This is a genomic window from Streptomyces sp. NPDC005963 (genome assembly GCF_040638655.1).
Lineage (GTDB): Bacteria > Actinomycetota > Actinomycetes > Streptomycetales > Streptomycetaceae > Streptomyces.
In genome coordinates, this window is the sequence record NZ_JBEXVD010000012.1 from 35640 (window position 1) to 60797 (window position 25158).

Annotated in this window: 22 protein-coding genes; 6 read left to right on the plus strand and 16 right to left on the minus strand. The window is 69.8% G+C overall.

The features are described 5' to 3' along the window. The first annotated feature begins 12 nt into the window (after positions 1–12). Entirely contained in the window at positions 13–402 is a 390-nt protein-coding gene (locus ABZ348_RS18090; protein ID WP_358934105.1) for a trypco2 family protein, read from the plus strand. Next, the gene (locus ABZ348_RS18095; RefSeq protein WP_358934107.1) at positions 399–3455 is read left to right on the plus strand and encodes an NACHT domain-containing protein; all 3057 of its coding nucleotides are present in this window, start codon (positions 399–401) and stop codon (positions 3453–3455) included. Before ABZ348_RS18090 ends, ABZ348_RS18095 begins: the two co-directional genes overlap by 4 nt. A gap of 151 nt (positions 3456–3606) precedes the next feature. Here the strand turns inward: ABZ348_RS18095 and ABZ348_RS18100 are convergent, their stop codons facing one another. After that, positions 3607–6135 carry an ATP-dependent Clp protease ATP-binding subunit gene (locus tag ABZ348_RS18100; protein ID WP_358934109.1) on the minus strand — a complete coding sequence of 843 codons (2529 nt, stop codon included), beginning with the start codon at positions 6133–6135 and terminating at the stop codon, positions 3607–3609. Between the two features lie 431 nt (positions 6136–6566). On the opposite strand from ABZ348_RS18100, the gene ABZ348_RS18105 reads away from it, so the two are divergent. Further along, complete coding sequence (locus tag ABZ348_RS18105; RefSeq protein WP_358934111.1) at positions 6567–7301, plus strand: SCO3374 family protein; 735 nt, start codon at positions 6567–6569, stop codon at positions 7299–7301. A 12-nt stretch (positions 7302–7313) separates the two neighbouring features. Here the strand turns inward: ABZ348_RS18105 and ABZ348_RS18110 are convergent, their stop codons facing one another. From ABZ348_RS18110 to ABZ348_RS18155, 10 genes are all read right to left on the minus strand, one after another. After that, a complete protein-coding gene (locus ABZ348_RS18110) occupies positions 7314–7649 on the minus strand; it encodes an Lsr2 family protein (RefSeq protein ID WP_329021813.1) in 336 nt (111 codons plus the stop codon). Between the two features lie 142 nt (positions 7650–7791). After that, positions 7792–8313 carry an amino-acid N-acetyltransferase gene (locus ABZ348_RS18115; protein ID WP_358934113.1) on the minus strand — a complete coding sequence of 174 codons (522 nt, stop codon included), beginning with the start codon at positions 8311–8313 and terminating at the stop codon, positions 7792–7794. 9 nt (positions 8314–8322) lie between these two features. Further along, positions 8323–8931: a BlaI/MecI/CopY family transcriptional regulator gene (locus tag ABZ348_RS18120; RefSeq protein WP_358934299.1), complete on the minus strand. Its 609-nt coding sequence runs from the start codon at positions 8929–8931 to the stop codon at positions 8323–8325. Between the two features lie 124 nt (positions 8932–9055). Continuing rightward, positions 9056–9229 (minus strand): hypothetical protein, encoded by a 174-nt coding sequence (locus ABZ348_RS18125; protein ID WP_358934115.1) that lies wholly within the window; start codon positions 9227–9229, stop codon positions 9056–9058. Positions 9230–9243: 14 nt separating this feature from the next. Further along, positions 9244–9837 (minus strand): hypothetical protein, encoded by a 594-nt coding sequence (locus ABZ348_RS18130; RefSeq protein WP_358934301.1) that lies wholly within the window; start codon positions 9835–9837, stop codon positions 9244–9246. 351 nt (positions 9838–10188) lie between these two features. Beyond that, positions 10189–10989 (minus strand): type III pantothenate kinase, encoded by an 801-nt coding sequence (locus ABZ348_RS18135; RefSeq protein WP_358934117.1) that lies wholly within the window; start codon positions 10987–10989, stop codon positions 10189–10191. Next, the gene (gene nadC, locus ABZ348_RS18140; RefSeq protein WP_358934118.1) at positions 10989–12008 is read right to left on the minus strand and encodes a carboxylating nicotinate-nucleotide diphosphorylase; all 1020 of its coding nucleotides are present in this window, start codon (positions 12006–12008) and stop codon (positions 10989–10991) included. Before nadC ends, ABZ348_RS18135 begins: the two co-directional genes overlap by 1 nt. Next, a complete protein-coding gene (locus ABZ348_RS18145) occupies positions 12005–13804 on the minus strand; it encodes an L-aspartate oxidase (protein ID WP_358934120.1) in 1800 nt (599 codons plus the stop codon). Before ABZ348_RS18145 ends, nadC begins: the two co-directional genes overlap by 4 nt. Beyond that, complete coding sequence (gene panC / locus ABZ348_RS18150; RefSeq protein WP_358934303.1) at positions 13801–14772, minus strand: pantoate--beta-alanine ligase; 972 nt, start codon at positions 14770–14772, stop codon at positions 13801–13803. The genes ABZ348_RS18145 and panC overlap by 4 nt, the downstream gene beginning before the upstream one ends. Positions 14773–14915: 143 nt before the next feature. Continuing rightward, a complete protein-coding gene (locus tag ABZ348_RS18155; RefSeq protein WP_358934122.1) occupies positions 14916–15854 on the minus strand; it encodes a DUF2520 domain-containing protein in 939 nt (312 codons plus the stop codon). 138 nt (positions 15855–15992) lie between these two features. On the opposite strand from ABZ348_RS18155, the gene ABZ348_RS18160 reads away from it, so the two are divergent. Further along, complete coding sequence (locus ABZ348_RS18160) at positions 15993–17138, plus strand: beta-eliminating lyase-related protein (RefSeq protein WP_358934124.1); 1146 nt, start codon at positions 15993–15995, stop codon at positions 17136–17138. 85 nt (positions 17139–17223) lie between these two features. Here ABZ348_RS18160 and ABZ348_RS18165 read toward each other — a convergent pair whose 3' ends face one another. From ABZ348_RS18165 to ABZ348_RS18175, 3 genes are all read right to left on the minus strand, one after another. Beyond that, a complete protein-coding gene (locus ABZ348_RS18165; RefSeq protein WP_358934126.1) occupies positions 17224–17835 on the minus strand; it encodes an AAA family ATPase in 612 nt (203 codons plus the stop codon). 126 nt (positions 17836–17961) lie between these two features. Further along, the gene (locus ABZ348_RS18170; RefSeq protein WP_358934128.1) at positions 17962–18675 is read right to left on the minus strand and encodes a response regulator transcription factor; all 714 of its coding nucleotides are present in this window, start codon (positions 18673–18675) and stop codon (positions 17962–17964) included. A gap of 95 nt (positions 18676–18770) precedes the next feature. Further along, positions 18771–19970: a sensor histidine kinase gene (locus ABZ348_RS18175; RefSeq protein ID WP_358934130.1), complete on the minus strand. Its 1200-nt coding sequence runs from the start codon at positions 19968–19970 to the stop codon at positions 18771–18773. 96 nt (positions 19971–20066) lie between these two features. Here ABZ348_RS18175 and ABZ348_RS18180 point away from each other — a divergent pair, with 96 nt between their 5' ends. Together ABZ348_RS18180 and ABZ348_RS18185 are read left to right on the plus strand one after the other, a co-directional pair. Next, complete coding sequence (locus ABZ348_RS18180; protein WP_358934131.1) at positions 20067–21044, plus strand: SAM-dependent methyltransferase; 978 nt, start codon at positions 20067–20069, stop codon at positions 21042–21044. 175 nt (positions 21045–21219) lie between these two features. Then, positions 21220–22362 (plus strand): NADH-quinone oxidoreductase subunit D, encoded by a 1143-nt coding sequence (locus tag ABZ348_RS18185; RefSeq protein WP_358934133.1) that lies wholly within the window; start codon positions 21220–21222, stop codon positions 22360–22362. Positions 22363–22468: 106 nt separating this feature from the next. Here ABZ348_RS18185 and ABZ348_RS18190 read toward each other — a convergent pair whose 3' ends face one another. Next, entirely contained in the window at positions 22469–23902 is a 1434-nt protein-coding gene (locus ABZ348_RS18190) for a hypothetical protein (protein ID WP_358934135.1), read from the minus strand. A gap of 198 nt (positions 23903–24100) precedes the next feature. After that, on the minus strand, positions 24101–25069 hold the full coding sequence (locus tag ABZ348_RS18195; protein ID WP_358934137.1) for an ABC transporter substrate-binding protein: 969 nt from the start codon (positions 25067–25069) through the stop codon (positions 24101–24103). Between the last annotated feature and the right edge of the window lie 89 nt (positions 25070–25158).

The following is a 25158-nucleotide window of genomic DNA, read 5'->3' on the forward strand; positions in this document are numbered from 1 at the left end:
ACCGTCCGGGCCATGAGCGACACCCACCCCAACGAAACCGCCATCGAGCTCGCGGATGCGATCGAAGCCGTCCGGGAACAGCTGGTCGACGCAGCCGGGCGGGCCACCGGCAAGCCGGTCCTATTCGAAGTGGGAGACATCGAAATGGAGTTCACCATCGAGCTCCGCAAGGACCGCAGCGGCGGACTGAAGGCGAAGGCTTGGGTCCTGGAGGCGGGCGGCGACACCACCAGGTCCACCGGACACACCCACCGCGTGTCCTTCACCCTCACCCCGAAGAACGCACGGACCGGCGGGAGTTGGCTGGTCGGCCATGACGAGGCCGCCGACACCTCCGACTTCGGCACGGGCGACTTCGGCACCGATGACTTCGGCACGGCCGGGCCCGCCGGGCGCCCATGAGCCCGCGCCGCGCCTCATCCGGGCGCCGCGCCGTGGTTGTCTTCGGACAGTGCCAGGGCAGCGGCGCCGTCATCAGCGCGACCACCGTCCTCACCTGCGCCCATGTGGTCGGCTCCGCGCACACCGCCGCGGTGGCGGTGCCCGGACGTGCGGGAATGCTGCACTGCCAGGTCGTCTGGTCCGACCCGCACCTCGACGCGGCACTGCTCCAGAGCCCCAAAACGCTGATGACGGCGGCCAACTGGTTGATCAAGGAAACCCCCGTACCGATCGGAGAGGTCGGCTCCGACCGGCCGCTCCCCCACTGCGAGATCGTCGGCTTCCCCGCCATCCAGCGCTACGACGGGAAGAAGGTCGACACCGACCAGTACACCGGGACCCTCCTGCCCCTCGCCGGGATCATCCGCAAGACGATGACCTTCGCGTTCGACCACCCGCCCGTCGCCGAACCGCCCGAAGGGCCGTCACCCCTAGCCGGGCTCTCCGGCAGTCCCGTCTACTCGGGCGACACGCTGCTCGGGATCGTCAAGGAGGTCCCGCGGGGCCGCAACCACCTTCGGGTGGAGTGCGTACCGGCAGGGCTCGTCTTCACCAACCCCGACCTACTGGCCTGGTTCGCCCGCCGCTCCGACACCCTCGTCCCGCCCCGCGTGGAACGACTTCACCAGGCGCACTCCGACGACACCCGCTTCGAGGAGGAGTACGGGGAGGCCCTCAGCGCGGAGTACCGGAAGACGAAGATCTTCGGACTGGACGAACTCAGCAGGCAGGACGCCGAATGGGACCTCGACACCGCCTATATGAGCCTGGAGGCCCGCCCCCGCGTCCGCGCCCCCCGACGGCGGTCCGACGGCCCGACCGTGCCGCGCGACTACTGGCAGCACCCGACGCCCCGCGAGGAGCACGGCACCAGACCCCAGCAGATCGAGGAACTGCTCGGCACCCGCTCCCGGGTCCTCCTACGCGGAGACGCAGGAGCCGGAAAGACCACGCTGATCTGGTGGTTGGCCGCCCACGCCGCCGCGGGAACGCTCGACGAGCGGCTCGCCGAGCTCAACGGGCTGGTGCCTTTCGTCGTCCCCCTGCGCACCCTGCGCGCCCAGGGCGACGGCTTCCCCTCCCCCTCACAACTCGCCGGGGTGTCCCGGCTGATGATCGACGACGCTCCCACCGGCTGGGCCGGACGAGTCCTCACGGAGGGCCGCGGACTGCTCCTCGTCGACGGGCTCGACGAAGTGCCCCAGGACGACAGGGAAGAAGCCCACCGCTGGCTCTCGCGGCTGCTGCGGCGCTACCCCCTCACCCGATGCCTGGTGACCGTACGCCCGCTCGCCGTCGCACCCGACTGGCTCGCTTCCGAAGGCTTCGAGGAGCTGAGCCTGCTCCCCCTGCGCGACAAGGACATCGAGGCGTTCACCACCGCCTGGCACCGGGCGGCCCGGCTCGACGACGGCGACGCACAGGGCCTGGACGAGCTGGAACGCGGCCTCCTCCAACAGTTCACCCTCAATCCCGCGCTCCGGAACCTGGCCCGTACGCCACTGCTGTGCGCCGTCATCTGTGCGCTCCACCGACTGCGCCAGGGCTTCCTCCCGGAGAGCCGCTGGGCGCTCTACCGCTCGGCGCTGGACATGCTGCTGGGACAGCGGGACAAACGCCGCAAGGTCGGCACCCCCGAGGGCATCACCCTGACCGTCGAGGAGAACCAACAGCTCCTGCAACGCATCGCGGTGTGGCTGGTACGCGGCGGACAGACCGAGTTCAGCCGTGAACAGGCGCTGCGCCAACTCGAACGGGCCCTCGGCGGAATGCCCCAGGTCCGTCAGCAGGGCACGCCGGAACAGATCCTCACCCATCTCCTCAACCGCAGCGGCCTCCTCCAGGAGCGGGCCGACGGCTCGTTCCAGTTCACCCATCGCACCTTCCAGGACTTCCTGGCCGCCAAGGAGTTCATCGAGGGCGACCAGCTCAATGAACTCCTGCGCCACGCGCCCGAACAGGAGTGGCACGACGTGCTGCTGCTGGCCGCCGGGCACTGCTCCCGACGCGAACTGCCGGTCCTGGTCACCGGGCTGCTGACCGCCGGCAGACAACGCGGAGCCCAGGGCTCGGGTCGCAGGGACCTCAACGTCCTCGCCGCACTCTGCGCCCAGCACGCGGCCTGGCTGGACCAGTTGACGCACGACCGGGTCCACGACGCGATCCTCTCCGTACTGCCGCCCACCAGCCTGAGCGACCTCCACCAACTGGCCCGGCTCGGCAGCTACGTCCTGCCCCTCCTCCCCGACCCCGAGGAACTCAGCACCGGGGAGCGGGAGCAGTTCGCCGACCTGATCGGCCTCATCGGCACGAGCGCAGCCGTCCCCTACGCCCGCCGGCTCGCACTCGCCGCCCAGGGCGACCCACGCGGCGAGTACGTCCTCACCCGTGACTGGTCGCGGTTTCCCCCCGACGAGTATGCGAGCGAAGTCCTGGCCCGGCTGGATCTGGCCAACATCAGCCTGGTCCTGACCACCGAGGCCCAACTCGCGCAGCTACGGATGCTGCCGCACGCCCGCTACATCAGGGTGGCGGGGGTCATTTCACCCATGGCGCTCTCCGAGGCCCTCGCCCCCTCCCGGTTGCACTCCCTCACCGTGGACGACAACCCCCTGCTCACCGACCTGACGGCCCTCCGTGGCTGCGCGAGCACGCTGACGCGACTCTCGGTGCTGCTGTGCCCGCAACTCTCGGACCTCACAGCGCTGTCCTCGATGACCTCGCTCACAGAACTGCACCTGTCCGGGGTCCGAGTGCACACGATGGACCTCACGGTGCTGGCCCGGATTCCCGGGCTGCGAAAGCTCCTCCTGGACGGTCCGCTGGTCTCGCCGGCCGGAAACCTGGACCTGTCACCGCTCTCCGCGGTGCCCTGGCTGAAGGTGCATGTCAACGGAGTGCCGGAGCACCGGCTCACCGGGAGGGCCGCGCTCGCTGGCCGGCTGGTCGTTGCCACCCCCACCGTCGGCTCCGGACCCGCCGCTTCCCAGCCGAGACCCGCCCTCCCCCAGTGACCTGAGTCGGAGATTCGGTGCAGTAGTGGGCGACGTTGTCGATTTCGGGCGGCTGCCCGCCGGTACCGCGAAAAGGGGCTGCCCCGGCCCGTACGCATGAGTACGGAGTCCGGGGCAGCCCCTTCTTCAGCCTGACGGCACCTCGCGGAGGCTACGCCTCCTTGGAGAGGTTCGGTCCGGCACCGCCCGCCGCCTGCTCGATCGGCGGAACGTCCGGCAGTGCGGACTTCTCCTCACCGCGGAAGGTGAACTTCTTCTCTTCACCCTCGCCCTCGGTGTCCACGACCACGATGTGACCGGGGCGCAGTTCGCCGAAGAGGATCTTCTCCGACAGCACGTCCTCGATCTCGCGCTGAATGGTCCGACGCAGCGGCCGGGCACCCAGCACCGGGTCATAGCCCTTCTTCGCCAACAGCGACTTGGCCGTGGCGCTCAGCTCCAGACCCATGTCACGGTCCTTGAGCCGCTCATCCACCTTGGCGACCATGAGGTCGACGATCTGGATGATGTCTTCCTCGGTGAGCTGGTGGAAGACGACCGTGTCATCGACACGGTTCAGGAACTCGGGCCGGAAGTGCTGCTTCAGCTCCTCGTTGACCTTGACCTTCATCCGCTCGTAGTTCGACTTCACGTCGCCCTGCGCGGCAAAGCCGAGGTTGAATCCCTTGGAGATGTCCCGGGTCCCGAGGTTGGTCGTCATGATGATGACCGTGTTCTTGAAGTCCACGACCCTGCCCTGGGAGTCGGTCAGACGACCGTCTTCCAGGATCTGGAGAAGGGAATTGAAGATATCGGGGTGGGCCTTCTCGACCTCGTCGAAGAGGACGACCGAGAACGGCTTCCGGCGCACCTTCTCGGTGAGCTGACCGCCCTCTTCGTATCCCACGTATCCGGGCGGAGAACCGAAGAGACGGGAAACCGTGTGCTTCTCGCTGAACTCCGACATGTCGAGGGAGATCAGGGCGTCCTCGTCACCGAAGAGGAATTCGGCGAGCGTCTTGGAGAGCTCGGTCTTACCGACACCGGACGGGCCGGCGAAGATGAACGAGCCACCGGGACGCTTCGGGTCCTTCAGACCCGCTCGCGTACGGCGAATGGCCTGGGAGAGCGCCTTGATGGCGTCCTTCTGGCCGATGACGCGCTTGTGCAGCTCGTCTTCCATGCGCAGCAGTCGCGAGGACTCTTCCTCGGTCAGCTTGAAGACCGGAATGCCCGTCGCGGTGGCGAGGACTTCGGCGATGAGCTCGCCGTCGACCTCGGCGACGACGTCCATGTCGCCGGCCTTCCATTCCTTTTCGCGCTTGGCCTTGGCAGCGAGGAGCTGCTTCTCCTTGTCGCGGAGGGAAGCCGCCTTCTCGAAGTCCTGGGAGTCGATGGCCGACTCCTTGTCGCGGCGGACTCCGGCGATCTTCTCGTCGAACTCGCGGAGGTCTGGCGGTGCGGTCATCCGACGGATGCGCATCCGGGAGCCGGCCTCGTCGATCAGGTCGATCGCCTTGTCCGGCAGGAAGCGGTCCGAGATGTACCGGTCCGCCAGGGTCGCGGCCTGGACGAGGGCCTCGTCCGTGATGGAGACGCGGTGGTGGGCCTCGTAGCGGTCCCGCAGGCCCTTGAGGATCTCGATGGTGTGCGGCAGCGACGGCTCCGCGACCTGGATGGGCTGGAAACGGCGCTCCAGCGCCGCGTCCTTCTCCAGGTGCTTGCGGTACTCGTCGAGCGTGGTGGCACCGATGGTCTGGAGTTCACCACGGGCGAGCATCGGCTTGAGGATGCTGGCCGCGTCGATCGCGCCCTCGGCTGCACCCGCTCCGACGAGCGTGTGCAGCTCGTCGATGAACAGGATGATGTCGCCGCGGGTGCGGATCTCCTTGAGGACCTTCTTCAGGCGCTCCTCGAAGTCACCGCGGTAGCGGGAGCCCGCGACCAGGGCACCGAGGTCCAGGGTGTAGAGGTGCTTGTCCTTGAGGGTCTCGGGCACCTCGCCCTTGACGATGGCCTGGGCCAGGCCCTCGACGACGGCGGTCTTGCCGACGCCGGGCTCGCCGATGAGCACGGGGTTGTTCTTGGTGCGGCGGGACAGCACCTGCATGACCCGCTCGATCTCCTTCTCGCGCCCGATGACCGGGTCGAGCTTGGACTCCCGCGCGGCCTGGGTGAGATTGCGGCCGAACTGGTCCAGGACGAGCGAGGTCGAGGGCGTGCCCTCGGCCGGGCCGCCGGCAGTGGCGGCTTCCTTGCTTCCCGAGTAGCCGGAGAGCAGCTGGATGACCTGTTGCCGCACTCGATTCAGGTCGGCACCCAGCTTCACGAGGACCTGGGCTGCGACGCCTTCGCCCTCGCGGATCAGGCCGAGCAGGATGTGCTCCGTGCCGATGTAGTTGTGGCCCAGCTGAAGGGCCTCGCGGAGCGACAGCTCCAGGACCTTCTTGGCACGGGGGGTGAAGGGGATGTGCCCGGACGGGGCCTGCTGGCCCTGACCGATGATCTCCTCCACCTGCTGGCGGACCGCCTCGAGCGAAATCCCGAGGCTCTCCAGGGCCTTAGCGGCGACACCCTCACCCTCGTGGATAAGGCCCAGGAGGATGTGCTCGGTGCCGATGTAGTTGTGGTTGAGCATCCGGGCTTCTTCCTGAGCCAGGACGACAACCCGCCGCGCGCGGTCGGTGAACCTCTCGAACATCGTTAATCGCTCCTCAGAGCGGTCAGGCAGTAAGGGGTCGGTCCCCTCCCTGTCCTTCCGCAGCTTAGTCCCGCAAGCGGGGACCGCTCATTCCAACTGCCGACACCCGTCTGTGGCCTCCTGACCCCTGAACGCCGACAACTGCTCCAACCCGATGGTGCGAGACGATGTTCCCGCAGGCCAGGCAGTTACCCTCACCATCACTACGCCGATGGCGAACGTAAGCGCCGCCTGCGAGCGTGTCGCCCCTTCCCACTAGGGATGTCTTACCCGTAAGCACTGACAGTCCATGCGGCGCACACCGGTTCCCTCCGCTACGGGCGAACAACGTCGTGCGCTCGAATGCCCCCGAACACCCACATCCCCGACACTCTGAGCAATGCAATGTGCACTCTGCGTAACTCCCGGGATGGATCGAGAGTTCCCGGGACATGACTTTCACCGTTCCGGCGCCCCGCACCCCCCGCGAGGACGCCCCGCCGCCCGAGAGCGAGGGGGCGTGGGCGCGCTGGTACGAGACGGAACTGGGCTGGGCGACGACCTCGGGCCCGAGCGCTCCGGAAGTCACGGGCGATGGCCAGGAAGCCGTCTCGTGTCGCAACGCCCCTCCTTGCCTCGTCACCCCCGGCGACCACGGGCGCCAGGCGCCCCGCGTATGGCTGAGGACCGGGGTGCGCTTCGACGTGCTGCACGTGCCGGCGGCGGCCGGGGCTGCGGTGCTCGACCAGATGCAGCTGAACGGGCCCGTGGCGCTCTCCGGGCCGACGAGGGACCGAATGCAGCTACTGGTGGCCGCGGGGAGCGCTGAAGAGCTTCCAGGGCTGCTCGACTGGCTGGAATGGGGCGGGATCACCTTGGATCTGACCGCCGTCGGTGCGGGCGGACGCCTGAGCGCCCCACCCCCACCAGGCAGGACCGGCTCTCGGGAGGCCGCCGTCTGGCTGCGGCCCCCCGTGCCGGGGTGTGAGGTGGAACCGACACTTCCGACCCTGCACCCCCTGGGGCGCGGGGCCGGAACAGGTCGGGGCGGGGGCCCCGATCTCGTCCGTCTCCTCGATGCGGTCGCCTCCGAGTGCCACCGCATCCGTTTGCTCGGTACGAATATGCGCACGGCCGCGGGAACGAGCGCGCACGAATACGCGGCCTGCGAATACCTGGCCGATTAAGACAGACGCTACTCAGCCGTTGGCCTTCTCGTACGCCTCGCGGACCGTGGCGGGGACTCGACCCCGGTCGTTCACCTCGTAGCCGTTCGCCTTGGCCCACGCGCGGATTTCCGCGGTGTCCTTGTTCCCACTCGCCGCCGCACGGCCCTTACCGCGACCCGAAGCAGCGCGGCCACCCGTGCGCCGCCCGCTCTTGGCATACGGGTCAAGCAGCCCGCGGAGCTTGTCCGCATTGGCGGTGGTGAGGTCGATCTCGTAGGTCTTGCCATCGAGAGCGAACGTCACGGTCTCGTCCGCCTCGCCGCCGTCGAGGTCGTCGACAAGAAGGACCTGAACCTTCTGTGCCACCGGATTTCCTTTCATCGAAAATGCAGTACGCGGAAAGGAAACCGCTTTTCCCTGGAAAACACAAACCCTTGGCAGAGGTTCAGATCCTCAAGAAGACGGGAAACATGCGCGATTCGGACATAGAGCTCCCGGCAAGTGGTGATCACAGGTGCAGAAGCATCCGGCTGTTGCCCAAGGTGTTCGGCTTCACGCGTTCGAGCCCGAGGAACTCGGCTACACCCTCGTCATAGGAACGCAGCAGCTCGGCGTAGACATCTCCGGCGACCGGCGTCTCACCGATCTCGACGAACCCGTGCTTGCCGAAGAAGTCCACTTCGAAGGTGAGGCAGAAAACCCGACGCACCCCCAGCCAGCGCGCTGTGTGCAGCAGTTTGTCGAGCACCTGATGGCCGATGCCGGTGCCCTTGTAGAGGGGATCGACCGCAAGTGTGCGGACTTCTGCGAGGTCTTCCCACATCACATGGAGAGCGCCGCAGCCGACGACAGTACCGTCTTCGTCCCGTTCTGCAACCCAGAACTCCTGGATGGCTTCGTAAAGAGTCACTGTCGCTTTGTCGAGCAGGATGCCTTCACTCACGTACGGATCCAGCAGTCGGCGGACCGCACCCACATCGCCGGTCCTGGCGCGTCTGACGGTGATGGCATTTGCCGCTGCATTAGACATGCATCGACGCTATCGCCCCGACGATGTCCGGCCGTCGGCGGGATGGTCGCCGTGAACTGCGTCTTGGTCGAGAAGGGGACCCTCACCGGGAACTGGGTCTTCGGCGAGATCTGGGTCAACAACGGCCGGAACACCGCCTTCGACCAAATCGGAGTCATCCCCGCGAACTGTGTCTTCCGCTTCGACTCCCGCTTCGGCTTCCGCTTCAGCTTCGGGAGATGCAACCCCTTCTTCGGTCGAGTCGTCTTGCCCGGCGGTGTTCGGGACCGGTTCGCCCTGAACCATGCGGACGGCCGCTTGCAGCGCTTCCCGCTGTTCGGGCGACATCATGCCGAAGAAGGCCACGAGTGCGGCGGCGGGGTTGTCGCTCTTGGACCACGCCTCGTTCATCAAGGCCGCGGAGTACGCGGCCCGAGTGGAGACGGCCGTATATCGATAGGCGCGGCCTTCGACTTCCCTGCGCACCCAGCCCTTCTGATGGAGATTGTCCATTACCGTCATGACGGTCGTGTACGCGATGGAGCGATCCTGTTGGAGGTCTTCCAGGACTTCCCGGACGGTGACCGGCCGGTTCCATTGCCAGACCCGTGTCATGACGGCATCTTCGAGCTCTCCCAATTGGCGGGGCACATTCTCACCATAGTGGGGGAAGTCGGAATAACCGGTAATGACGTAACAAAAAGGACGTACGACTCACACCGAGTGTGTCGCACGTCCTGCACCCCGGGGATTTACTCCCGAGTCAGTTTTCCCCGCCGCCCTGACGGGTCGCTTCGGCGCGGGCGATCGTGGCGTCCACGATCGCGTCCTCCTTGGCCTTGTTCGGACCGCCCTGACTCTTGACGATCGTCACGATCAGGGCGGTGAAGAGAGCGGCCATCACCACGGGAGGCACCAGCGCGGATACGTAGTCCATGCCTCCCAGAGTAACTACCCCGCCGCACGTTCCTCCGGTGGGGGCGCCGGGCGGCGGCGCGGCGGGAAGACCTCGGAGGGCTTGGGCACCGGACGCTCGCCGGGGGTGGGCTCCTCGGGCCTGGTCGGGGCGGGCCTCGGCTGGGGGCGCGGCTCCGGCTTCGCATCGGGATCCCGCTCATCGGCCGCCCGGCCGCCGGGCAGTGCCAGCAGCCGCGCACGCGGGGCGGGGGCGGTCCGCCGCTGGAGCCTGGCCCGGACCGACTGCTCGGCCAGTGACCGGCAGCGTTCGAGGACGGCCGCGACCACCGGTGTGCCGCGCAGGGCCCTCAGGGCCGCGAGGTCGTCCGGGCACGGGTCGTAGCCGGCGGCGAGGGCGTCCTGGAGGAGTTCCAGATAGCCGGTCAGGGAGCCGGGGAGCGCTGCGCGGTAGCGGGTCAGGTCGGCGAGGAGGAAGGCGTGCAGCCGTCCGGCCTCGAACACCGCCTCGTCGACGGATTCCGCCAGACGCAGACACTCCCGGACGTCCTCGTCGGACAGGGGGGTGGGATGGAGGGCGACGGCGAGGGCGCGTCGGAGCACACGCAGCTCGTCTGCGCTGAAGGCCATGCCGCCGCGGGAACCGTATGGCGTGGGCATGGGGTGACGATACGTGTGATCAAGGAGAAAACCACCCAATACGGGCGGTTTGGGCGCGGCGGACGCCGTCACGGCGAACAAGTACCGGACCTCACGGCGGACGAGCACGGGACGCCACGGCGTACGAGCACGGCACAGAGCAGGACATCACGGCGAACGAACCCCGAACGGAACGGCAACGGTCGTGCCGAGGGCCGTCGATCGACCGGTGCCGTCGTCGCGGCCCGCCCCGCTCGGGGAGGTGCCGTGTCCCCCTGGGGACGGCACGTCGTTCGGGGCGCCCCGAGCGGCTGGCTCAGGCGCCCCGGGGCCGCCCCCGGGTCACATGCGGGAGACGTTCCGCTCGTAGACCAGACGCAGACCGATCAACGTCAACCAGGGCTCGTGCTCGTCGATCTCCGATGCCTCGCCCAGCACCATGGATGCCAGTCCGCCCGTTGCGATCACGGTGACGTCATCCGGGTCCGCGGCGGCGAGTTCGGCCTTCATCCGACGCACCACGCCGTCGACCTGGCCGGCGAACCCGTAGACGATGCCCGACTGCATGGCCTCGACCGTGTTCTTGCCGATCACGCTCCTCGGCCGGGCCAGTTCGATCTTGCGGAGCTGTGCGCCCTTGACGCCCAGCGCCTCCACCGAGATCTCGATGCCCGGGGCGATGACCCCGCCGACGTACTCGCCGCGCACGCTCACCGCGTCGAACGTCGTCGCCGTACCGAAGTCGACGACGATGGCCGGCCCGCCGTAGAGGTCCACCGCGGCCAGTGCGTTGATGATGCGGTCCGCACCGACCTCCTTGGGGTTGTCCATGAGGATCGGCACCCCGGTCTTGATGCCCGGCTCGACGAGCACCGCGGGGACGTCGCCGTAGTAGCGGCGGGTGACCTCGCGCAGTTCGTGCAGGACCGAGGGGACCGTCGAACAGATCGCGATGCCCTCGATGCCGTCGCCCAACTCGACGCCGAGCAGGGGGTGCATCCCCATCAGCCCCTGGAGGATGACGGCGAGTTCGTCGGCGGTGCGTCGGGCGTCCGTGGAGATCCGCCAGTGCTCGACGATCTCCTCGCCGTCGAAGAGGCCGAGGACCGTGTGGGTGTTGCCGACGTCGATCGTGAGCAGCATCAGACCTCAGCCTCGCGTAGGTCGAGTCCGATGTCGAGGATCGGAGCGGAGTGGGTCAGCGCCCCCACGGCGAGGTAGTCGACGCCGGTGTCGGCATAGGCACGGGCGTTGGCGAGGGTCAGTCGGCCCGACGATTCAAGGACCGCCCGGCCGTCGGTCAGCGCCACCGCCTCCTCGGTCTCGGCGGGGGTGAAGTTGTCCAGCAGGATCAGATCGGCGCCGGCGTCGAGCACCTCGCGGACCTGGTGGAGCGTGTCGACCTCGACCTCGATCGGCAGGTCGGGGTAGGCGTCCCGCACGGCCTTGAAGGCGTCGGCCACCCCGCCTGCCGCCACCACGTGGTTGTCCTTGACGAGCGCGGCGTCCGAGAGGGACATCCGGTGGTTGACGCCGCCGCCACAGCGGACCGCGTACTTCTCCAGGGCGCGCAGCCCGGGTGTGGTCTTGCGGGTGTCGCGGACCTTCGCCTTGGTCCCTTCGAGGACGTCCGCCCAGGCGCGGGTCGCGGTCGCCACGCCGGAGAGGCGACACAGGATGTTCAGCGCGCTGCGCTCGCCGGTCAACAGGTCCCGGGTGCTGCCGGTCACGGAGAGCAGTTTCTGACCGGCGGTGACCTGGTCGCCGTCGTCGACGTGGCGTTCCACGGCGAACTCACGGGTCGCGGCGACGGAGAGCACCGCCTCCGCGATCTGGAGTCCGGCCACGGTGCCGGCCTCGCGGGCGGTGAAGTCACCGGTGGCCACGGCGTCCTCGGGGACGGTCGCGACGCTGGTGACGTCCACACCGCCGTCGAGGTCCTCGCTCAGTGCGAGATAGGCGATGTCCTCGATCTGTACAGGGTCGAGGCCGGCCTCGGCGAGCAGCGCGGCCAGCGCGGGGTCAAGTCCGCACTCGTACTCCTCGTCGGCGCCCTGGGCGCAGCCGCAGGAGTCCCCGCAGCCACCGCCTTCGGGCTCGGCGGCGCTGATCTGGATCAGCGGTACGTCCACGGGGAGTGGACGTTCTTCGGGCGTGCTCACGGCTGGTGCTCCCTGGGGACGTGGGGGACGGTCGGCGGTACGGGTGGTGGGGAGGGGGGATCGGCCCGGTGCCCGGGAAGGGGGTCGGGGGCCGTCGCGGGAAAGGCGGTGCGCTCGGTGCGGGTGACCACGAGCGAGCGGTCGGATGCGATGCTCACGACCAGATGGCGGCGCCATCCGAGGTCGTCGCGGTCGGGGCGGTCCTCGCGCCAGTGGCAGCCGCGGGTCTCCTCACGCTCCAGTGCGGCGGCCGTGAGCACCCGGGCGACGCAGAGCAGGTTCGAGGTCTCCCAGGAGTCGACGCCGGGTTCCGCCTGCTTGGCGTGGTGGGCGTGCTCGCCGCTGACCGCGCTCGCGTGCACGGCCTGAAGGGCCGTTGCGGCCTCCCTCAGGCTCTCCTCCGAGCGCAGCACACCGGCGCCGATGGACATGATCCGCTGGATGGCGGGGCGGGTGTCGGGGTCGATCAGGGGCAGCACGGACGGTGTGCCCGGCGGTTGGGGGGCGCCGGCCGTGAGGGTGCCGGCGGCTGCCTTGAGCGCGATGTCGGCCGCGATGCGCTCCGCGAAGACAAGCCCCTCCAGCAGGGAGTTGGAGGCGAGGCGGTTGGCGCCGTGGACCCCGGTACAGGCGACTTCGCCGCACGCCCAGAGGCCGGGGACCGTGGTGCGGCCGTGGAGATCGGTGCGGACGCCTCCGGAGGCGTAGTGCGCGGCCGGGGCGACCGGGACCGGTTCGTTGACCGGGTCGATGCCGTGGGCACGGCAGGCCGCGAGGATGGTGGGGAAGCGGTGCTCCCACATCCGGGCGCCGAAGTGGCGGGCGTCCAGGTACATATGGTCCGCGCCCTGCTCCCGCATCCGACGCATGATGGCCTTGGCCACGACGTCCCGGGGCGCCAGTTCCGCCAGTTCGTGCTGACCGAGCATAAAGCGGATGCCCTCGGCGTCGACGAGGTGGGCACCCTCACCGCGTACCGCCTCGGAGACCAGGGGCTGCTGGCCCTCGGAGTCCGTACCGAGGAAGAGCACGGTCGGGTGGAACTGCACGAACTCCAGGTCGGACACTTCGGCGCCGGCCCGCAGGGCGAGTGCCACGCCGTCGCCGGTGGAGACCGCGGGGTTGGTCGTGGCGGAGAAGACCTGGCCCATGCCGCCGGTGGCGAGGACGACGGCGGGGGCGTGGACCGCGCCGACCCCGTCGTGCTGTCCCTCGCCCATCACATGGAGGGTGACTCCGGCGGTACGGCCCTCGGCGTCGGTCAGGAGGTCGAGGACCAGGGCGTTCTCGATGGTGCGCAGACAGGCGGCGCGGGTGGCTTCCACGAGGGCGCGGGAGATCTCGGCGCCGGTGGCGTCCCCTCCGGCGTGCGCGATGCGACGGCGGTGGTGGCCGCCCTCCCTGGTCAGCTCTATCTCACCGGCCGCAGAGGTGTCGAAGATCGCTCCGGTGGCGATCAGCCGGTGCACCGCCGCGGGGCCCTCGGTCACCAGGGCGCGGACCGCCTCTTCGTCACAGAGGCCGGCGCCGGCGACGAGGGTGTCATCGAGGTGCTGCTCGGGGGTGTCGCCCTCACCGAGCGCGGCGGCTATGCCGCCCTGGGCCCAGCGGGTGGAGCCGTCGTCCAGGCGGGCCTTGGTGACGACGACGGTGGTCAGACCCGCGGCGGCGCAGCGCAGGGCGGCGGTGAGCCCGGCGACACCGGAGCCGACGACGACGACGTCGGCGGCGATGGACCAGCCGGGAGCGGGGGCGTTGAGCCGTATGCCCGGGCCGTGCGGGTGGGTCGTGCTCACGAGGTGGCTCCGAACCTGAGGCGGGTGTTGTCGATCAGGCGGGTCGCACCGACCTTGGCGGCGACGGCGAGGACCGCCTCTCCCTCGAAGTCGTCGGGGACCTCGGTGAAGGTGGCCGGGTCGACGAGCGCCAGATAGTCGAGGACGAGCGGCGGGTTGGCCCGTGCGGCGTCGTCGAGCACCGTGCGGGCGGCGGCGCGCACGGCGGCGGCACCGGCCGGGGCGGCCTGCGCCACAGCGGCTGCGTCGGCCGCGGCCCGTGCCTCCCCGAGTGCGGACAGGGCGGCGGCCCGGGCGAGATTGCCGGGGGTGGCTTCGGCTCGGGCGAGGAGCGCCTGTTGGGCGGCCTGGCGGTCCTGGGCTGCGAACAGGGCGCGGGAGAGGGCCAGCGCGGTGTCACGCTCGGCGGCCGAGAGGTAGCGGTTGCGGCTGGAGCGGGCGAGCCCGTCCTCCTCGCGCACGGTGTCCACCCCGACGATCTCCACCGGCAGATTGAGGTCGCGCACCATGCGTCGGATCAGGGCGAGCTGCTGGACGTCCTTCTGTCCGAAGAACGCCAGGTCGGGGCGGGTGAGATGGAGCAGCTTGGCGACGACGGTGAGCATCCCGTCGAAGTGTCCCGGGCGGCTGGCGCCTTCGAGGCGCTCCCCCATGGGGCCGGCGGTGAGCTTCACCATGGGTTCGCCGTCGGGATAGATCTCCGCCACGGACGGGGCGAAGACGATGTCGGCGCCGGCCGTCTCCGCGAGGGTCAGATCGGCGTCGAGGGTACGGGGGTAGCGGTCGAGGTCTTCACCCGCGCCGAACTGGAGCGGGTTGACGAAGACGGTCACGGTGACGAAGCCCTTGGTGCCCACGCGTTCGCGTGCGGCCCGGATCAGAGCGGCGTGCCCCTCGTGGAGGGCGCCCATGGTCATCACGACGGCGGTGTGGCCGGGTGCGGCCAGGTGTTCGAGGACGTATCCCAGGTCATCGAGGGTCGGGACCAACTCGAAGCCCGCGGGGCGGGAGGTGATGGAGCCCAGCGGACGGGTGCGCTCCTGGTCCGCTGCACCGGCGGCGGGCTCGGCGGGGGAGGTAACGGGCCGCTCGCGCGACTCATGGGCGCCGTTCACGCGCGCTCTCCGCCCGCGGGCCGACCACCGTCTGCCAGTACGCCGAGGAGGTCCTCGGCCAGTTCGGGTTTGAGCAGACCGTGGGCGAGCGCGCGGTCCGCGGTGGTGCGCGCCATCGCCAGATAGCCCGCGACGGTGGCGGGGGCGTGCTTGCGCAGCTCCGCCACGTGGACGGCTACGGTCCCCGCATCACCACGGGCGACCGGCCCGGTCAGCGCGGCGTCACCGGAGCGCAGCGCATTGTCCAGGGCCGCTCCGAGCAGGGGGCCGAGCATCCGATCAGGTGCCGCGACTCCCGCGGTGCGCAGCAGCTCCATCGCCTGGGCGACCAGGGTGACCAGGTGGTTCGCCCCGAGGGCGAGGGCTGCGTGGTAGAGCGGACGGGCCTGCTCGTCGATCCACTCCGGCTCGCCCCCCATTTCGATGACGAGCGCCTCGGCCGCGAGCCGCAGCTCCTGCGGGGCGGTGACCCCGAAGGAGCATCCGGCCAGTCGCTGTACGTCGACGCTGGTGCCGGTGAACGTCATCGCGGGGTGGAGGGCCAGCGGCAGCGCGCCGGCACGGGTCGCGGGGGCCAGCACCTGCACTCCGTACCGCCCGGAGGTGTGGACCAGCAGTTGACCGGGACGGACCGCCCCGGTGTCGACGAGTCCTTCGACGAGGGCGGGCAGCGCATCGTCGGGGACGGTCAACAGGACCAGCTCGGCGCGGGCGAGCACCTCGGCGGGCGGGACGATCGGGACGTCGGGCAGCAGGACGGCGGCCCGGCGGACCGAGGCTTCGGAGACGGCCGAGACGGCGACGGGACGGTGTCCGGCGAGCTGGAGCGAGGCGGCGAGGGCCGGTCCGACCCGGCCGGCTCCGACGACGCCGACCGTCAGACGGGCGGGCCGGTCCCGGGGGTCGAGCGGCTCTTGGGGGGCTGTGGCATTCACGCGGTGCAGACCTTCCGTTCCAGTCCGCGGCGGGTACCGGACGATGTCCCGTCATGCTACGCCAGCACCACTTGCCCCCCGATGGTTGTCCACAGGCTGTGTGCGGCGCCACTCGGGCCCCTCGGGGATGATCGTCGGATGGCGGAGACGAGCGAGCGGGACAACAAACGGCGGCGACGCGACGCATGGCGGGCTTCGCAGCAAAAGCTCTGGCAGCCGCCCACGGAGGATCGCATCGGAGAGCGGTTGGCGGCACTGACCGCGGACGCTGAACATGTGTACGACCTGGACGAATGGGCCGATCTCTACGGCGACGGAGTGGTCGAGGAGGTGGAGGAGCGGACGGCCGCCCTCCTGGGGTTCCCGGCCGCGGTCTTCTTCCCCACGGGGACGATGGCCCAGCAGGTCGCGCTGCGCTGTTGGGCGGGGCGCACGGGCAACACCACGGTCGCGCTCCATCCGATGGCTCACCCCGAGGTCCACGAGCGGAACGCGTTCAGCGTGGTGAGCGGCCTGCGCACGGTCCATCCCGTGCGGGAGCCCAGATTGCCGACGGCCGACGAGGTACGCGACTTCGAGGAGCCCTTCGGCACCCTGATGGTGGAACTGCCGCTGCGGGAGCCGGGATTCCTCCTGCCGTCCTGGGACGAACTGGTGGCCGTGGTGGATGCGGCACGGGAGCGCGATGCAGTGGTGCACTTCGACGGCGCACGACTGTGGGAGTGCGCCCCTCACTTCGGTCGCTCCCTGGCGGAGATCGCCTCCCTCGCGGACAGCGTGTACGTCTCCTTCTACAAGTCGCTCCGGGGGATGTCGGGCGCAGCGCTGGCAGGTCCGACCGAGGTCATCGCCGAGGCCCGGGCCTGGCGGCACCGCTACGGCGGCCAGTTGTTCCAGCAGTACCCGACGGCCCTGTCGGCCCTGCTCGGACTGGAGCGCGAGTTGCCCCGGCTGCCCTCGTACGTGGCCCACGCCAAGACGGTCGCCGCAGCGCTGCACGAGGCACTCCGGGATGCGGACGTGCCCTGGTTCAAAATCGTTCCCGAGGTGCCGCACACCCATCAGTTCCACGTCTGGTTGCCCTATGGGCACGACCGGCTGGAGAAGGCGTCGATGGAGCAGGCGGAGAGCACGGGGGTAACGCTGTTCCGGGTCTGGTGGGCGGCGGAGGGAGCTCCTCCGGGAACCTCGGTCACGGAACTGACGGTGGCGGAGCCCGGCCTGACGTGGACGGCGCAGGACGTCCGGGCGGCGGTCGGGGAGTTCCTCAGCCGACTGTCCTGACGGGGCCGTGACGACAGCCGTGCCGGGACCGACCCTCCGGACGGAAACCTCCCGGCACGCCAGCCCAGCCCGTCAGCCCAGCCCGTCAGCCCAGCCGGATGTGTCGGATGCCCCGCCACGCCTTGCGCAGCCGATGGGTGAGCGGCCCGTCGTTGTTGGGTCTCAGCAGCAGCCCGGCGCGGTCGGCGATGAGATCGGCGACCTGCGGAACGCTCACCCGGTCGGTGTGGACGTGCTCGGCGAAGAGCGGCCCGCCGAGCCGGTCGAGGCAGTGGTCGAGTTTGCGGACGGCGAAGCTCTCGCGTTTGAGGCCGGTCCCCAGCCCGCGCTCCCGCAAGCGACGCAGCACGGTCTCGCGCTCGGCGAGGAGAGCGAAGTGGTGGACGTCGTGCCCCGCCGCCCGCAGCCGTCCGACGATCTCCTCGAAGTACGCCGGCTCCACCAGGGTCATGGGGGCGATCAGGACCCCCGGATGGGAGCGCAGGCTGACGTCCAGGGCTTCGAAGACCCCCTGTCGCCAGGCGGCCAGGTCCTGGAAGTCGTCACGGAGCGCGGGCGGCATCATCCCGTGCAGACCGAAGCCGACCCGTTCGGGGTCGCAGACGAAACTGCCGGGCAGCCTGCGGTGGATCTCCCACGCCGTCTGGGTCTTGCCGCCGCCGAAGGGGCCGTTGACCCACACCAGCTTCCCGACCAAACCGACCTACCTCCGCCCTACCGCCGAGCAGCATGGACACGAACCTCGGAGACGACCACCGGCAGGACGACCGGAGACGGCGAGGGACCGCCGCGACGGGTCGTCCACCCACCGGTTCGACCCTGCTCAGCCGGCGGAATGGGTCCCGCCGCCGGCGCGTACCAAGCCCGTCTCATACGCCAGCACCACCACCTGCACCCGGTCACGGAGGTTCAGCTTGGTGAGGATGCGTCCGACGTGGGTCTTGACCGTCGCCTCCGACAGGACCAGGCGGGCCGCGATCTCACCGTTGGACAGCCCCTGCGCGACGAGCAGCATGACTTCGCGCTCGCGCTCGGTGAGCCGGTCCACCTCCTTGTTCTTCGGCTCGCCCACACTGCTGGGCAGCATCGGCGAGAAGCGGTCCAGGAGCCGCCTGGTGGTGGAGGGCGCGACGACCGCATCGCCGCTGTGGACCGAACGGATCGCCGCGAGCAACTCGCCCGGCGGCACGTCCTTGAGCATGAAGCCGCTGGCCCCGGCCTTGAGTCCGGAGAAGGCGTACTCGTCCAGGTCGAACGTGGTCAGGATGAGCACCTTGGGCGGATCGGGCTGGGCACAGATGCGCCGGGTGGCTTCGACGCCGTCCAGACGCGGCATCCGCACATCCATCAGCACCACGTCCACCGCCGTCGACCGCAACACCTCGATCGCCTCCGCGCCGTCGCCGGCCTCGGCGACCACCTCCATGTCCGGCTGGGCGGCGAGCACCATCCGAAAGCCGGTGCGCAGCAGCACCTGATCGTCGACGAGCATGACTCTTACGTGCGTTGCGGGCGTTCCGGCGGTGGCATCAGTCATACCGCCAGAGTACGTAGGTGGCGCGGCAGCGGCGTCAGCACGGGCGCGGTACGACGGGACCCTCCGCGTCCCGGCCCGCTGCGGGCCGGGACGGGCTAAGCGGTCTTCAACGGCAGCAGTGCGCTGATCCTGAAGCCCCCGCCGGGTCGCGGACCGGCATCCAGCGTTCCGCCGACCATGCCGATGCGCTCCCGCATCCCGATGAGCCCGTGCCCCTGGCCGTCCGCTCCGCCGTCCTCGTACAGCTCGTGGGCGGAACCGCGGCCATCGTCCTCGACGAGCAGTCCGAGGCCGTCGTCGAAGTAGACCAGCCGCACGCTCGCACCGACCTCGGGGCCCGCGTGCTTGCGCGTGTTGGTGAGTGCTTCCTGAACGATGCGGTACGCGGTCAGTTCGACGCCGCTGGGCAGCGGACGGGGTGTCCCCTCGATCCGGAAGTCCACGGTCAGACCCGCACGACGCACCTGCTCGACCAGGTCCTCGATCTGCTGGACGTCGGGCTGCGGGACGTACTCACCGCTCTCCGGGTCGTCGCCCGTGCGCAGCACGCCGAGCAGTCGCCGCATCTCGGCGAGCGCCTGCCGGCCGGTGGTCGAGATCGTCTCCAGCGCCTGCTTGGCCTGGTCGGGCGCGGCGTCGAGGACGTAGGCCGCGCCGTCGGCCTGGACGACCATGACCGAGACGTTGTGGGCGACCACGTCGTGCAGCTCCCGGGCGATCCTGGCCCGCTCGGCCGCCACCGCGACCTTGGCCTGTGCCTCGCGCTCCCGCTCCAGTCGGGTGGCGCGCTCCTCCAGTTCGGCGAAGTAGGCGCGCCGGGTGCGTATCGAGTCGCCCAGCACCCAGGCGAGGGCGAACGGCACGGCCAGGAAGATCACGAGGAAGACCTGCTGGGTCGTCGTCGCCTCGGGGCTCGGCCAGCGCAGCTGAGCGAGGGGGGAGGCGACGAGTCCGCCGGCGAGCGCGAGACGGGAGGCCCAGCGGGAGCGGTCGTGCGCCGCGACCGTGTAGATGATCACGAGCATCGCGAAGTCGGCCAGGTTGACCGGCACGTCCAGGATCAGCTGTGCCACGCCCGTGCCGGCCGCGACCACCAACATCTGTTCCGGCCTGCGGCGGCGCAGCGCGAGGACCAGACTGAGCGCGGCCCCCAGCAGGAGCGCGGCCCAGACGGGACCGGTGTCATCGCCCGTGCCCGTGGCCACCCACAGCACGGTGAACCCGAAGAGGACGATGCCCCAGAAGGTGTCGACGCCCGTCGGGTGTCTGCGGATGAACTCATAGACGCGCTGCACGTAACCCAGAGTAGGGAACCCTGACTGCCGCCGGGGTCAACCGCCAGAGCGATCCGAACTGCGGAGGCGTACTCCGCAAGGTGGAGACTTACCGGTGTGACGGACGAGACATGTGAATGGCCGGGCTGGCGGGAAGCCACGGAAGCCGCCCTCTACGGGCCCGGCGGCTTCTATCTCAGGCCCGAGGGGCCGGCGGGACACTTCCGCACTTCGGTGCACGCCTCGCCCCTCTTCGCGGCGGCCGTCGCCCGACTGTTCCGGGAGACGGTTGCGGATCTGGGTCCGGGGGCGGGCGACCCGGTGATCGTGGACATGGGTGCGGGGCGGGGAGAGCTGTTGGCGGGCGTGCTGGCGGCCCTGCCCGACGACTTTCCGGTACGGGCGTACGCCGTGGAGCGCGCCGCCCGGCCAGCGGGGCTCGACGCCCGCATCGAGTGGACGCCCCGGCCGCCGGAAGGGGTCAGGGGCTTGCTGTTCGCCAACGAATGGCTCGACAACGTGCCCGTGGACGTGGCGGAGGCGGACGACGACGGGGTGGCGCGACGGGTCCTCGTCGCCCCCGACGGTACGGAACGCCTCGGTCCACCGGTGACGGGTGCGGACGCCGCATGGCTGGCGCGCTGGTGGCCCCTGACGGAGCCGGGGACACGGGCGGAGATCGGTCGACCGCGGGACACGGCGTGGGCGAGGGCGGTGGCGACGTTGGACGCGGGGTTGGCGGTGGCGGTGGACTACGCGCACTCGGCTGCCGACCGACCGCTGTTCGGCACGCTGACGGGGTTCCGCGGAGGCAGGGAGGTGCGACCGGTGCCGGACGGGAGCTGTGATCTCACCGCCCATGTGGCACTGGACGCGTGCGCGCTGCCGGGAGCCGTGCTGTCCAGTCAGCGCGATGCCCTGCGGGCGCTGGGCGTGGTGCCCGAGCGCCCGCCGATCGCCCGGGCGACCACCGATCCGACGGGATACCTGCGCGCGCTGTCCGAAGCGTCAGAGGCGGCCGAACTGCTGCTTCCGGGCGGGCTCGGCGACTTCGTCTGGCTCAGACAGCCGGTGCCCCCGAAGGAAGAAGCGTAAGAGAACAGAAGAAACGTACGGTTGAGGGGAGCATGCCGAGACGGCCTCGTCCCGGAGGCCCACTGCGGTACGCGACCGGCCGGCCGGGACAGCCGTACAGGTCGCGCCCGTCCCGGCCGGCCCGTCTGCCGGACCGGGCTCCCGGGGCGTCCCCGGTCAGGGGGATACTGACCCCATGACGGAGACCACCCTCGGAATCGGCGGAGCCGCAGAAAGCACCGACATGGTGCTGAACATCGGCCCGCAGCACCCCTCCACGCACGGCGTCCTCCGCCTTCGTCTCGTCCTGGACGGCGAGGTCATCCAGCACGCGGAACCCGTCATCGGCTATATGCACCGGGGTGCCGAAAAGCTCTTCGAGGCCCGCGACTACCGCCAGATCGTGATGCTCGCCAACCGCCACGACTGGCTCTCGGCGTTCTCCAACGAGCTGGGCGTGGTGATGGCCGTCGAGCGGATGCTGGGCATGGAGGTCCCCGAGCGGGCCGTGTGGACCCGTACCCTCCTCGCCGAGTTGAACCGGGTGCTCAACCATCTGATGTTCCTCGGCTCGTACCCGCTGGAACTCGGCGGCATCACCCCCGTCTTCCACGCCTTCCGCGAGCGCGAGGAGCTCCAGGGCGTCATGGAGGAGATCTCCGGCGGGCGGATGCACTACATGTTCAACCGGGTGGGCGGGCTGAAGGAGGACCTCCCCGCCGGCTGGACCGGTCGGGTGCGGCACGCGGTGGCGGACGTCCGCTCCCGGATGGACGTGTACGACCGGCTGGTCCTCGGCAACGAGATCTTCCGCGGGCGGACCCGTGACGTGGGAGTCCTGTCCGCCGCCGCGGTGCACGGCTACGGGGTCAGCGGTCCCATCGCCCGCGCTTCGGGAGTGGACTTCGACCTCCGTCGCGACGAGCCCTACCTGGCCTACGGCGAGCTCCAGGACACCCTCAAGGTGGTCACCCGGTCCGAGGGAGACTGCCTGGCACGGTTCGAGGTGCTGCTGGACCAGACGCACAATGCGCTGGACCTCGCGGACGCCTGCCTCGACCGCATCGCCCAGTTGCCGCCCGGCCCGATCAACCAGCGGTTGCCCAAGGTGCTGAAGGCCCCCGAGGGCCACACCTACGCCTGGACCGAGAACCCCCTCGGCATCAACGGCTACTACCTGGTGTCCAAGGGCGAGAAGACGCCCTACCGCCTGAAGCTGCGCTCGGCCTCGTACAACAACATCCAGGTGCTCACCGAACTGCTGCCGGGAACGCTGGTCGCGGACATGGTGTCGATCCTCGGGTCGCTGTTCTTCGTCGTCGGCGACATCGACAAGTAGGGCTCGCCGGACCGCCGGAGCGCTTGCGCATCAGGAAACCGGCTGCCGCGTCCGACGGTGGGCATCCGAGGTGAGCGCCCGACGGTGGGCGCCCGACCGGGCGCCGCTACGAGCCGACCGCCTTGCGGAGCTTGCCCACCGGCACCCGCCCCTGCTGCGGTTCCTCGTGCACGGTCAGATCGATGACGTCGCCGACCGCACGCGCCGGGTCGGTACGCTGCGCCGCCAGGGTCTCCTCGCCGACCACATCGGCGAGGTCCTCCTGGTGTACGTCGTCCAGGAGACCGGGCTGAGTGGCAACACGGCTCGGGGGCGACAGCGGCGGGGCCGCTTGCTGGGGCACCGTCGGAGAAGCCGCGACGGATGCTGATCGAGGTGCGTGCGACGGCAGCGCAGCGGTGGGGCCCGGCGTCTCGGCCTCGTCGGCTCCTGTGTCCTCCGGGCTGGGCGCGCCCTCCCGCTGAGGCGGAACCGTACCGGCCGCACGCTGGGCGCCGAAGAAGTTGAACCCGCCTTCGGGGCGGGGCTCGGGAAGTCTGCGCGGCCCGTACGGGGCGATGGCCCTGGCGCCGGCGGAGCGCCGGGCGGGGGCGACGGCCGGACGGGTGTGTTCAGCCGGCACCACGTCCGTGTGCTCGGTCTCGACCTCCGCCGCGGGCTCCTGGCGTGGGCCGTCCACCTCGTCGGCCGCCGCGACCGGCTCTTCGCTCTCGGGCTGATCGTTCTTGGGCCGGTCGTTCTTGGGCCGGTCGTTCTTGGGCTGATCGCTCTCGGGCCGGTCGTTCTTGGGCGTGGCGTCGGTCGACTCCTCCACCGCCGCATCCGGTTCGTCGGTTGCTTCCGTCGCCTCCGCGCCGGCCGACTCGACACCGGCCGACTCGACACCGGCCGTCTCAACATCGGTCGACTCCGCGGCCGACTCCCCGCCGGCGGGCTCCGTGGAGTCCTGGGGCCCTGCTTCGGCCGCCTGGCGCCGCTCGCGTTGGGCCGTGGCGTTGTCGGTGAGCTCGTCCAGGGCCTTCTTTGCGCGCAGGAAGACGTCCGCGGTGGGCGTGGAGCCGATCAGGGCGAGCGCCTTGGGCGCCGCCACCTCGATCGTGAGCTGTCGACGCTCCTCCAGCGCTCCGGCCCGTTCGGTCTCGGCGGTCGCGTACCGCCTCAGCAGTGCGGCGTGCTCACCCCGGAGTGCTGCGAGCTCCACCCGCTTGGCGCGCAGCTTGGCGTCGAGCTTGACGCGCAGCTCGCGCGACTCTTCGACGTCCGTCTCCAACTCGGCTATGCGTTCTTCGGACTGCCAGGCGTCATGGGCGCGGGCGCGGGTGAGGTCAGCGACCTGACGACCGGCTTCCCGGTCCCACAGCCGCATCATCACCGCGCCCGTGCCGGCTGCCGCCGCCGCGGCGGCGACCAGGGTCCGCAGCATCACGGGATCCACCAACGTCCAAGAGCCGACGGCACAGAGCGCCGACGCTCCGGCAACCGCGACCGGCGGCAGCATCCTGTGCAGGGGCGGGGAATGACGGTGGCGTCCACGTGGCATGGCCAGAAATTTACCGTGCGTAGACGTCAAAGGGGATGGTGGGTACTCAATTCTCTCGTCTTCTCTGGTGAAGGCCCCATGTGGTTCACCCCGAACCTCCGTGAGCTCACCGGCCACTGTGGTCCCGGAGCTTTCAGAGGCTCGGGGAAAGCCCACTCCGGGACCCGCATTTCCAGGAGTTGAGCTGCCCTTCGACTCCTAGGAGTTGAGCAGCCCCTTGGACTCCAGATACTCCCGGGCCGCGTCCTCGGGCTTCGCGCGCTCGGCGTCCACCTTGCGGTTCAACTCCGCCAGATCGGCCGTCGTCAGTACCTTGGTGAGCTTTCCGAGCGCCTCGGCTATCTCCGGGCTGCCCGCGTCCTTGGCATTGACCACGGGCAGGACGTTGTCCGCGTTCTGGAGCTTCTTGTCGTCCTCCAGGAGGACCAGCCCGTCGAGCACGGCGTCCGTGGTCGTGGTGAGGGCGAGTTGTACGGTGCCGTCCCGCAATGCCTGCTTGGACTGCGGTGTTCCCACGCCCTTGGGGTCAACACCGGTCACGTCAATGCCGTACGTGGCCTTGAGGCCGGGTGCGCAGAACGGCCGGACCTCGCACTCGTCACCGGCGGCGATCTTGACCTTCAGTTTTGATCTTCCGAGATCGGAAAGTGTCTTGAGGTCGTTCTTCTCGGCGAATTCCTTGCTCACCGCAAAGGCGTTCTGATCGACGGCCGCACCGGGCGGAAGCACCTTCAGGCCACGGGGTTCCGCGAGTCGGGTGAGGGCGGCGACGGTTGCGTTCACATCGCTGGAGGCAACAGGCTTCTCCTCGGGTGCCTTCGGTCCGTTCACCTTTGCGTTGAGGAATTCCGCGATCGTCGCCGCATATTCCGGCACGATGTCGATCTCGCCCTTCTCCAACGAGGGTTCATACAGTTCGCGGTTCTTCACGGTGGTGATCGAGGTCTTGTATCCGACGTCGGAGAGGGTCTGGGCATACAACTCGGCCAGGACCTTCGCCTCGGTGAACGAGGCGGCGCCGATGGTCAGGGAGCCCTTCTTGCCGGAGCCGGCGGCCTTCCCGTCACCCTCGGACTTCTCCAGGCTGTCGCCGCCGCAAGCGGCGAGCGAACCCACCAGGGCCGCCACGGCCAGTACCGCTCCCGCCGTACGAGAGGTCTTGCGCATCGGGTTCTCCTTCGAGGGTTGAGAAGTCGTGTCACGTATGGGAGGTGAGGGAGCGGGTGGGAAGGGGCGGGTTCGCGGTGGCCGCCCTG

Excerpts from the sequence above, each read along its gene's own strand:
- ABZ348_RS18090 (WP_358934105.1), top strand. The coding sequence starts at position 13 with ATGAGCGACACCCACCCCAACGAAACCGCCATCGAGCTCGCGGATGCG.
- ABZ348_RS18095 (WP_358934107.1), top strand. The coding sequence starts at position 399 with ATGAGCCCGCGCCGCGCCTCATCCGGGCGCCGCGCCGTGGTTGTCTTC.
- ABZ348_RS18100 (WP_358934109.1), bottom strand. The coding sequence starts at position 6,135 with ATGTTCGAGAGGTTCACCGACCGCGCGCGGCGGGTTGTCGTCCTGGCT.
- ABZ348_RS18105 (WP_358934111.1), top strand. The coding sequence starts at position 6,567 with ATGACTTTCACCGTTCCGGCGCCCCGCACCCCCCGCGAGGACGCCCCG.
- ABZ348_RS18115 (WP_358934113.1), bottom strand. The coding sequence starts at position 8,313 with ATGTCTAATGCAGCGGCAAATGCCATCACCGTCAGACGCGCCAGGACC.
- ABZ348_RS18125 (WP_358934115.1), bottom strand. The coding sequence starts at position 9,229 with ATGGACTACGTATCCGCGCTGGTGCCTCCCGTGGTGATGGCCGCTCTC.
- ABZ348_RS18130 (WP_358934301.1), bottom strand. The coding sequence starts at position 9,837 with ATGGCCTTCAGCGCAGACGAGCTGCGTGTGCTCCGACGCGCCCTCGCC.
- ABZ348_RS18135 (WP_358934117.1), bottom strand. The coding sequence starts at position 10,989 with ATGCTGCTCACGATCGACGTCGGCAACACCCACACGGTCCTCGGCCTC.
- ABZ348_RS18160 (WP_358934124.1), top strand. The coding sequence starts at position 15,993 with ATGGCGGAGACGAGCGAGCGGGACAACAAACGGCGGCGACGCGACGCA.
- ABZ348_RS18170 (WP_358934128.1), bottom strand. The coding sequence starts at position 18,675 with ATGACTGATGCCACCGCCGGAACGCCCGCAACGCACGTAAGAGTCATG.
- ABZ348_RS18185 (WP_358934133.1), top strand. The coding sequence starts at position 21,220 with ATGACGGAGACCACCCTCGGAATCGGCGGAGCCGCAGAAAGCACCGAC.
- ABZ348_RS18190 (WP_358934135.1), bottom strand. The coding sequence starts at position 23,902 with ATGCCACGTGGACGCCACCGTCATTCCCCGCCCCTGCACAGGATGCTG.
- ABZ348_RS18195 (WP_358934137.1), bottom strand. The coding sequence starts at position 25,069 with ATGCGCAAGACCTCTCGTACGGCGGGAGCGGTACTGGCCGTGGCGGCC.